This window comes from Bradyrhizobium sp. (assembly GCF_049581145.1).
Classification (GTDB): domain Bacteria; phylum Pseudomonadota; class Alphaproteobacteria; order Rhizobiales; family Xanthobacteraceae; genus Bradyrhizobium.
The window spans coordinates 1-5,602 of record NZ_JBAURI010000435.1; the positions used below are offsets into that span (position 1 = coordinate 1).

General features: G+C 64.5%; 6 protein-coding genes and 1 pseudogene. 2 read left to right on the top strand and 5 right to left on the bottom strand.

Features of this window, described 5'->3' with window-relative positions:
* Nucleotides 1–158: 158 nt before the first annotated feature.
* Nucleotides 159–928: pseudogene (locus WCB02_RS14155) on the bottom strand (AAA family ATPase).
* Between the two features lie 127 nt (nucleotides 929–1,055).
* Between WCB02_RS14155 and WCB02_RS14160 the strand changes: the two are divergent.
* Nucleotides 1,056–1,394, top strand: coding sequence for a hypothetical protein (locus WCB02_RS14160; protein ID WP_423958843.1), 339 nt, complete (start codon nucleotides 1,056–1,058; stop codon nucleotides 1,392–1,394).
* A gap of 253 nt (nucleotides 1,395–1,647) precedes the next feature.
* On the top strand, nucleotides 1,648–2,454 hold the full coding sequence (locus WCB02_RS14165) for a DUF4399 domain-containing protein (RefSeq protein WP_423958844.1): 807 nt from the start codon (nucleotides 1,648–1,650) through the stop codon (nucleotides 2,452–2,454).
* A 51-nt stretch (nucleotides 2,455–2,505) separates the two neighbouring features.
* Here WCB02_RS14165 and WCB02_RS14170 read toward each other — a convergent pair whose 3' ends face one another.
* From WCB02_RS14170 to WCB02_RS14185, 4 genes are all read right to left on the bottom strand, one after another.
* On the bottom strand, nucleotides 2,506–3,363 hold the full coding sequence (locus WCB02_RS14170) for a PCC domain-containing protein (protein ID WP_423958845.1): 858 nt from the start codon (nucleotides 3,361–3,363) through the stop codon (nucleotides 2,506–2,508).
* Between the two features lie 12 nt (nucleotides 3,364–3,375).
* Complete coding sequence (locus tag WCB02_RS14175) at nucleotides 3,376–5,007, bottom strand: acyl-CoA synthetase (protein WP_423958846.1); 1,632 nt, start codon at nucleotides 5,005–5,007, stop codon at nucleotides 3,376–3,378.
* On the bottom strand, nucleotides 5,004–5,204 hold the full coding sequence (locus tag WCB02_RS14180; protein ID WP_423958847.1) for a hypothetical protein: 201 nt from the start codon (nucleotides 5,202–5,204) through the stop codon (nucleotides 5,004–5,006). Before WCB02_RS14180 ends, WCB02_RS14175 begins: the two co-directional genes overlap by 4 nt.
* Before the next feature lie 142 nt (nucleotides 5,205–5,346).
* On the bottom strand, nucleotides 5,347–5,602 hold a 256-nt coding region (locus WCB02_RS14185; protein WP_423958848.1), incomplete at its 5' end, for a hypothetical protein.

Sequence of the window (5,602 nt, forward strand, 5' to 3'; positions counted from 1 at the left end):
CCGCCGGCATCGCCTGCGGCGCCGTAACCTGGGGCTTTGCCGCGCGCAAAGCTCTGGAGGCGCGGCAGCCCGACCTGATGTTCGACCAGATTGACGACATCGCGCGCAGCCTGATTGCGAACGGTCGGCCCTGACGTCTGGTATTCGAGTGAGGTCCCTCACTCCCCGATCGCCGCCTCGACGAATCCTCTGGGATCGTCGAAGAACTCGCGCAGCGTCTTGTAGTGATCGGTCTGCTCCACGGTCACGGGCTCCAACCCGTATTTCGACAGCCGCAGCAGCGTCGCGTCGGGATAGGCCATCAAGAGCGGCGAATGGGTGGCCATCACGACCTGGCAGATCGTGGACTGCTCCATGCGCCGCAGCAGCTTCAGGAACTCGATCTGGCGCGCCGGCGACAGCGCCGATTCCGGCTCGTCGAAAATGAAGATGCCCTGGCGCTGGCAGCGCTCCTCGAAGAAGCGCAGAAAGCCCTCGCCGTGGGAATGCGAAAGGAAGTCGGGCGGCGGTCCGCTCAACGGTTCGCGTGCGGCCTCATCGAGATATCTCGCGACGGAAAAAAGCTCTCGGCCCGAAAGAACCAGCCATTGGTGATCTTTGGCAGCCAGCTTGCGCGCAGCGCCTTCGACAGCGCTCCGCCCATTTTTTCCAGTGCCCGGGAATGATCGACCGGCATATAGCCCTTGCCGCCGCCGGCTTCGTCATAGCCCGCCAGCACGGCTATGCCCTCGAGCAGCGTGGATTTGCCGGTGCCGTTCTCGCCGACGATGATGGTAATGGCCGAGGTGAAGCTCAGCTCGAAATTGTCCTGCAGAAAGGGCAGGCAGAACGGATAGGCGGCGCGATCAGGAGCGCGTGCGGGGTCGAGCCAGACCCGCCGGAGATACGGCGCCGGCATCTTGATGTCGCGCTTGCGTCGCGAACTCATGCAAAATCCGGGTCCAGTGTCCAGGCAGGTTCGGAACATAGTGGGAACGGCGCTGATATGGAAGTGGCGCGTTGGTACAGGCAGGCGCTCCAATATGCGATGCTCCGTGCCGACACGATGGCTGCCGATGCCCTCCTCTGCCTACGCCCTTTTCCGCAATGCGATCCTCGCCGAGCAGCAGGTGGTCTGCAAGTATGACGGCCGCCATCGCGAGCTGTGCCCGCATGTCATCGGCACCAACAAAAACGGCGAAGAGGTCGTCTTGGCCTGGCAATTCGCCGGCGAGAGCTCGGGCCCGCTGCCGCAATGGCGCTGCCTGAGATTGGCCCATGTCCGCGACGCCTGGGCGCGCCCCGGCCCCTGGCATGAGGGCGGCTCGCACCGCACCGAACAGCGCTGTGTCAGCAAAATTGATGTCGACATCAATGTCCACGTGCGCAAACGGCGAAAGCCCCTCGCCCGCTGATCATGGATGCGGGATTGTCGCCGCGGATCAGCCGCCTTGTTGGCGCTTGCGATCGGTCAAGTTTCAGCCTCGTTTGCTATCGACATAGGGCGATCAGTGACGCGTCCGAGCAATTGCAGGCCGCGGCTGCCGGAAGCGATCCGGTCGGCACGGCGCAGCTTGGCAGCGTCGCTGACAGCGTCAAGCCGCCAGGGCGAGGCGCGTTCACAGCTTCTCCAAGTCCGTCCTCACGTCCGTCCTCGAAAGGCAATCCATGTTCAAGTTCAAAACCGGCGTCCTCATCGCCGCAACGATTGCGGCTGCAACCGGGCCCGCATTTGCGCAACAGCCAGCGACGGCTCCGGCCAAACCGGCGACGTCGGATACCGGTCAATCACCGTCGCCTGCCGGCGCGCGCGCCTACATCATCAACCCAAAGAACGGTGACACCGTCACCAGTCCGTTCAAGGTGCAGTTCGGGCTGACCTCGAACATGGGGATCGCGCCTGCCGGCACCGACAAGGAAAATGTCGGACACCACCATCTCCTGATCGACACCACGCTGACGCCCGAGGAACTGACCCAGCCGCTGATGTCTGACGAGAAGCACATTCACTACGGCAAGGGCCAGACCGAGGCGATGGTAACCCTGCCGCCGGGCAAGCACACGCTGCAACTCGAGCTCGGAAACTGGACCCACATTCCGTTCAATCCCCCGGTGCAATCCGAGGTCATCACCATCACCGTGGCGGATCCCGCGAAGCCGGCAGCCGCCGCCGCGACCAAGGAAGCGCCGAAAGTCATGGCGGTGACGAAACCGACGCCGGTCGTCGTCACGAAAGACGCGCCCAAGCAGGCTTCACAAGAGGTGAAGAAGGACGCACCGGTGCCGGTGGCACAGGACATCAAGCCGGAAGCGCCCAAAGACACCGCAAAGGACGCGCCGAAGGACACATCGAAAGAGGTGAAGGCGGAAACGCCGAAAGCAGCAGATGCGATGCATCATCGGCATCACCACCGCCGCTGGCATCATTATCGCTACCGCAGGCACCACCTTCGCGAGCAATATCTGCATACCTGACCAACACGCGCAACGGCCGCCGAACGGACCGCGATGTCTCCCGTGCTGATGTCAGAGCACCTCCAGCGCCAGCTCCATGGTCATCAGCACGGCATTGTCGCCGCGGATCAGCCGGCCCTCGGCGAGGCCGCCGGTGTAGTCGACCAGCCCGATGTCAAGCTCGGCTTCGGCCGCACCGCCGGCGCCGGCCACGATGCCGCCTGAAATGATGGCGATCTCGGTCGCGAAGGGATCGACGATCCGCCCATCGGTAAAGCGCGCGCCGATGGTCGAGCCGACGCCGCCATGGATTTTCGCGCGCGAGATGCCGCGATCGCGGCAGAAAGTCTCGATGCTCCCGGCAAAATCCTGGTTCGGCCGCAGCCGCAACGCGAAGGCGCTGCCCGTAGTTTTGGCACCGCCGGCCTTGCTTGCCACCGGACCGAACAACTTGAAGTTCGTCTCCGGGTCAGGCGCGGCTGCAAACACCGCGCCGTCGATCCCGAACGCGCCGACCTCGAACGGCGCGGCCACGAACGTCTCCTCGGGCAGCATATGGCCGCCGCAGCTGCGCCCACTGGCCTCCGTCCAAAGACCGTGACAGTGGAAGAAGGGCGCGCCATCGCGCTGTCCCAGCGTCATGGCCGCAAGCTTCAGCCGCGTCAGACCGGACGGCCGAAACGTCTCGCTATAGAATGCCGCATGCTCGCTGGTCTTCGACAGCGCCGGCATGACATAGCCGAACGGCCCGAGCGCGCCGCTGCTGATGTTCAGCGTGCCGCCAGCAAACCCCCGCGCAGCGAAGCCGCGGCGAACGGCTTCCAGCAGCGGCAGGCCGGCCTCCAGCGTGAAGGAAAAGGCGCGGCCGCGCGCCTCGACCCACTGGATGCGTTCGGCCACGGGCTGTCCGGGCTGCTCGATCCGCCGCATCGCCTGCTCCGGTCAACCGGTCTGCTTGGTGAGATCAAGCAGCCCGCGCGCTTCCAGCTCATCGCGCACCAACCGCTTCGGAATCTTGCCGTAGCCTGACTTCGGCAGCGCCTCCCAGAAGAAGAAACGCTTCGGCATCTTGTAGCGCGGGACTTTTGGCGAAAGGAACGCGGCCATCTCCGCCTCCGTCACGCCTTCCGCGCCGTCGCGCGGGACGCAGACGGCAACGCCAACCTCGCCCCAGACTGGATCTGGCACGCCGAGAACTGCGACCTCGCCGATGCCGGGATGGGTCAGGATCTTCTCCTCGACCTCGCGCGGATAGATGTTGGAGCCGCCGGAGATGTACATGTCGGAGGCGCGGCCGGTGATATAGACAAAGCCCTCCTCATCCATGTGGCCAAGATCGCCGGTGCGAAACCAGCCGTCACGGAACGCCTTGGCGTTGGCCTCGGGATTGTCATAATAGCCGGCGAACACCGCGGGGCCGATCACGCAGATCTCGCCGGTCTCGAACGGCTTCAGCTCGCGGCCGTCATCGCCCTGGATCGAGACCTGCATGCCGGTGCGCTCATAGCCGCAAGAGCCGATCCGCGCCTGCGGGCCGTCCTCCGCCTGGTGCAGTTCGGCCGGCAGCACCGTGATGTTGCCGGTGACCTCGCCGAGGCCGAAATACTGCACGATCACCTTGCCGAGAGTCCGCAGCGCCGCCTTCTGATCCTCGCGATACATCGGCGCGCCGGCATAGATCACGTAGCGCAGCGAGGAATGGTCGAAACGATCGGCCGCGGGATGCTCGACCATCATCTTCAGGATCGTCGGCACCGTGAACAGATTGCTGACGCGATGGGCCTCGATCAGCCGGAAGGCTTCCGCGATGTCGAAGCGTTCGGTCGGCATCAGGATTGTCGGTACGCCGCGCGCCGTCTGCATCAATTGATGCACGCCGGCGCCATGCGACAACGGCGCGACCACCAGCGCGGCATCCCGCTCCGTCGTGGCCGGCGTGAGATCGGCGAGATGGTTGGTGATGACAAAGGCCATCTGGCCATGGGTCAGGACCGCCGCCTTGGACCGGCCGGTGGTGCCCGAGGTGAAGAAGAACCAGCAGGGATCGTCATGCTCGACGGCGACATTGCCGACCACGGCGCCTGCATGCGGCGCCATCGCCCCGCGCAAGCTCGTCTCGCCAAACGAGCCTTCTTCCCCGATGCGCCAGGTGAACGCCGATTCCGTCACGGCCTTGGCGTGATCGGGAAAGTCGCCGTGGCACAGGAACGCCTTTGCGCCCGACGCTGCGGCCAGATAGGCTACTTCATCCGGCATCAGGCGAAAATTGGTGGGCACCCAGACCGCGCCGAGCCGGAAGGCCGCGAACATCGACCAGAACATCTCCTCGCAATTCTTGGAATGCACCAGGATGCGGTCGCCCTTGACGATGCCGCGCGCGGCCAACGCCGCCGCGAGCGCAGAGACCGCAGCGTCGATCTCGCGCCAGCTCCAGGATCTGTCGCCCCAGATGAAGCCGGCGCGGCCGCCATGGCGGCGCGCATTCTGGGTCAGCAGATAAGCGAGGTTCATCACGCGGCGCGACATTCGTGACAGCCCGCCGCGCGGTGCCGGCGTGTCGACGACCTCGCTCACCGGCGTCCCACCCAGGTGCCGGCTGCGAGCAGCACGAGTCCCGCGACGCCGGAGATGACACCATGCTTCATGTGAACCCGCGTCACGCCGTCCTCATGGCCCGGAAAAAAGCCCGGCAATTGATCCGCCGGAACCACGAAATAGACGGCGGCAATTACGAGCAGGACAACGCCGAGCAGGATCAGCACGAGCTTCATGGAAGTTTCCTCATTTGACCAAGGCAGGGGCGCTGTTGCGGCACGCCCGCATGGAAAGCCGGGCGGCTCTCCAATCCTGTTTATCGCCATCCGCCGTCTCCTCGCAAGGGCTGCGAAACAGCATCATTATTGGTCGGCGCGTTCACGACGCCGTTCGGCCCGCAGCAACATATGAAAACAATTCAGGCCGCGCGGTACCGAGCTTGTCGTCTATAAACCGCGCTGTAACACATTCGAGGATGAGGTCGTGCGCTACGCGTTCGTGCACCAAACAGGCGGCTGGAAAATCGACGACATCAAGAGCGGCAGCGACGGCGAACCATGGTCGATCCGCGCCATGCCCGGCGACTCCTTGAAGCAATGACAGCGGGCCGACGGACATGAGCGACATCATCGAC

Excerpts from the sequence above, each read along its gene's own strand:
- WCB02_RS14180 (WP_423958847.1), bottom strand. The coding sequence starts at position 5,204 with ATGAAGCTCGTGCTGATCCTGCTCGGCGTTGTCCTGCTCGTAATTGCC.
- WCB02_RS14160 (WP_423958843.1), top strand. The coding sequence starts at position 1,056 with ATGCCCTCCTCTGCCTACGCCCTTTTCCGCAATGCGATCCTCGCCGAG.
- WCB02_RS14165 (WP_423958844.1), top strand. The coding sequence starts at position 1,648 with ATGTTCAAGTTCAAAACCGGCGTCCTCATCGCCGCAACGATTGCGGCT.
- WCB02_RS14170 (WP_423958845.1), bottom strand. The coding sequence starts at position 3,363 with ATGCGGCGGATCGAGCAGCCCGGACAGCCCGTGGCCGAACGCATCCAG.